This is a genomic window from Nocardioides sp. NPDC057772, from assembly GCF_042798075.1.
GTDB lineage: Bacteria > Actinomycetota > Actinomycetes > Propionibacteriales > Nocardioidaceae > Nocardioides.
In genome coordinates this window covers 1-3,311 of record NZ_JBHVKN010000325.1, presented here as the reverse complement: position 1 = coordinate 3,311, position 3,311 = coordinate 1, and the positions used below count along the sequence as shown (strand labels likewise).

Below are 3,311 nucleotides of genomic sequence, written 5' to 3'. Positions count from 1 at the left end.
CCTCACCGCAGCTGGAGGACCTCGACCGCGGTCTCGTCGCCGTCCCCGGCGCCGAGGGCAACTTCCTCAGCTGGCGCCTGCTGAAGGCCGAGACCACGGGCGCGACCGCGCAGGGCTTGGAGGCAGCCGACTTCCAGGTCTTCCGCGACGGCCGTCGCATCGCGACCGTCACCGACAGCACCAACTTCCTCGACACCGCCGGTATGGCCACCTCGAGATACCAGGTCCGTCCCGTCGTCGACGGGGAGCGTGGCGACATGAGCGAACCGGCCACCCCGACGAAGCAGGCCTACGACGAGCTGCCTCTGCAGAAGCCTGCCGACGGCGTCACTCCGACAGGCGCGACCTACACCTACCGCGCGAACGACATGAGCGTCGGGGACGTGGACGGCGACGGCACCTACGAGTACGTCGTCAAGTGGGACCCCAGCAACTCCAAGGATGTCTCCCAGAAGGGCTACACCGGCCCGGTCTACCTCGACACCTACAAGGCCGACGGCACCCTCCTGCACCGCATCGACCTCGGCGTCAACATCCGCGCGGGCGCCCACTACACCCAGTTCCTGGTCTACGACTTCGACGGCGACGGCAAGGCCGAGATCATGACCAAGACCGCGCCCGGCACCCGCGCGATCCGCTATCGCGACAACCAGCCGGTGAGCTCGAAGCACATCACGATGCTCCGCGAGGACATCGCGGCCGGCTACGCCAACACCGACGACTACCGGATGAGCGCGGCCGACTACTACGACCACGTCGTCGAGATGTTCCGTGGCTGGCACGACCACCCCGAGGTGAAGGCCGGCAACTGGCCCGCGACGCTGGAGGAGGCCTTCGGCATCGAGAAGCGCTACCCCTATCCGCTCTCCGAAGCGGACGCGAAGGCGCTGGCCGACCACTTCATCGACGTCTACGCCCCGGCCCGCAGCAGCCGCAACGACCTGCGTACGTTCGAGGGCTTCATCGTCGACGGCCCCGAATACCTCACCGTCTTCGAGGGCGCCACCGGCAAGGAGCTTCAGACGGTGCGCTACAAGCCCGGGCGCGGCGACGACGGCCTGCTCTGGGGCGACTACGCGATGTCGCGGATCGAGCCGGGCAACCGCGTCGACCGGTTCCTCTCCGGGGTCGCCTACCTCGACGGCAACCACCCCTCGGCGATCTTCGCCCGCGGCTACTACACCCGCTCGACCTTGGTCGCCTACGACTGGGACGGCGAGAGGCTGAAGGAGCGGTGGTACGTCGACAGCGGCCACACCCCGATGAGCAACCCGTTCGACGACAGCCCCCACGACAAGGACGGCAGCGACCCGGTCTACGGCACGATCACCACCCAGGGCGCGCACTCGCTGAGCGCTGCCGACGTCGACGACGACGGCCGGATGGAGATCGTCTACGGCGCCGCCACCATCGACGACGACGGCAGCCTGCTCAGCTCCTCGTTCGGCACCCTGCCCGAGGGCAGCAAGAACCCCGGCGCGTACGTCCGGCTCGGTCACGGCGACGCGATGCACGTCACCGACATCGACCCGCAGCGTGCCGGCAAGGAGGTCTTCATGGTGCACGAAGGCGCCACCGGGGCGCCGTACGGCATGGCTCTCCGCGACGGAAAGACCGGCGAGGTGCTCTTCGGCGCCTACTCCGGTCGTGACACCGGCCGCGGCATGGTCGGGGACGTCATCCCCGAGAGCCCGGGCCTGGAGGTGTGGTCGAGCATGCCCGGCGGAACCGAGGCGAGCGGGCTGATCAGCTCCGACGGTCGCCAGCTCGCGACGGCCGTGCCCGGCACCAACATGAACATCAAGTGGGCCGCCGACATGACCACCCAGATCGTCAACGGGGCCGAGGCCGTGACCCCGACGATCGATGACTGGCAGGACGGCACCGTCCTCACCGCGACCGGCACCCTCACCAACAACGGCACCAAGGGCAACCCGTCGCTGGTCGCCGACGTCCACGGCGACTGGCGCGAGGAGCTGCTGGTCCGCACCGCCGACAGCACCGCGATCCGGATCTACACCAGCACCCAGGTCACCGACCGCAAGCTCTACACACTGATGCACGACACCCAGTACCGCGCCGAGACCGCACGCCAGCAGACCACCTACAACCAGCCGGCCTATACGAGCTTCTACCTCGGCTCGGACATCGACTGGTCGAAGGTTCCGGTGGGCCGATGACGACGAATGACGTACGCCCCTGGCCCCTCGGCGTCGAGGGCCTGGCCTTCGGCGGCGACTACAACCCGGAGCAGTGGCCGCTGGAGGTCCAGCTCGAGGACGTCGAGCTGATGAAGGCGGCCGGGGTCAACCTGGTCAGTGTCGCGATCTTCTCGTGGTCCTGGCTGGAACCCCGGGAGGGGACGTACGAGTTCGGCTGGCTCGACGCCGTGCTCGATCGCCTCGCCGAGGCCGGGATCAAGGTCGCGCTCGCGACGGCGACCGCCTCACCGCCGCCGTGGCTGACTCGCCAGCATCCGGAGCTGCTCCCGCAGCTCGCCGACGGCACGGTCCTGCACGCCGGCAGCCGCCAGGCCTACGCGGTCTCGGCACCCCTCTTCCGCGACTACGCGCTGAAGATGACCCGCACCATGGCCGAGCGCTATCAGGATCATCCGGCGCTCGCACTCTGGCACGTCGACAACGAGCTGGGCTGCCACGTTCCCCACGACTACTCCGAACACGCGGCAGCCGCGTTCCGCCGCTGGCTCCGCGACCGCTACGAGACCATCGACCGTCTCAACCAGGCCTGGGGGACGGCCTTCTGGTCGCAGCGCTACGACGACTTCGAGGAGATCCTCCCGCCACGTACGTCTCCTGCCCAGGTCAACCCGACCCAGCAGCTCGACTTCGCGCGCTACTCCTCCGACGAGCTCCGGACGCACTACCGGGCGCTGCGGGACGTGCTGCGCGAGGTGACGCCGCACGTGCCGACGACGACCAACCTGATGGCTTCCACGCACACCAAGTGGATGGACTACTTCTCCTGGTCCGGCGACCTCGACGTGGTGGCCAACGACCACTACCTGATGGCTGCCGATGCCGACGCCCATGTCGAGCTCGCGCTCAGCGCCGACCTGACCCGCGGCATCGCGGGTGGGCAGCCGTGGATCCTGATGGAGCACTCCACGAGCGCGGTCAACTGGCAGCCCCGCAACCGGGCGAAGGAGCCGGGCGAGATGCTACGCAATTCGCTCCAGCACGTCGCCCGCGGCGCCGACGCGGTGATGTTCTTCCAGTGGCGGCAGTCGGCCGCCGGTGGCGAGAAGTACCACTCCGGGATGGTTCCCCACGCCGGGACCGAGACCGCGG

At 68.8% G+C, this 3,311-nt stretch carries 2 protein-coding genes; both read left to right on the top strand.

Annotated elements, in window-relative coordinates:
• The coding region (locus ACFVJS_RS27115) for a rhamnogalacturonan lyase (RefSeq protein WP_378886660.1) at positions 1–2,180 on the top strand (2,180 nt) is incomplete at its 5' end.
• Positions 2,177–3,311, top strand: a 1,135-nt coding sequence (locus ACFVJS_RS27110) for a beta-galactosidase (RefSeq protein ID WP_378886659.1), incomplete at its 3' end; no start/stop codon positions are given. The genes ACFVJS_RS27115 and ACFVJS_RS27110, both read left to right, overlap by 4 nt.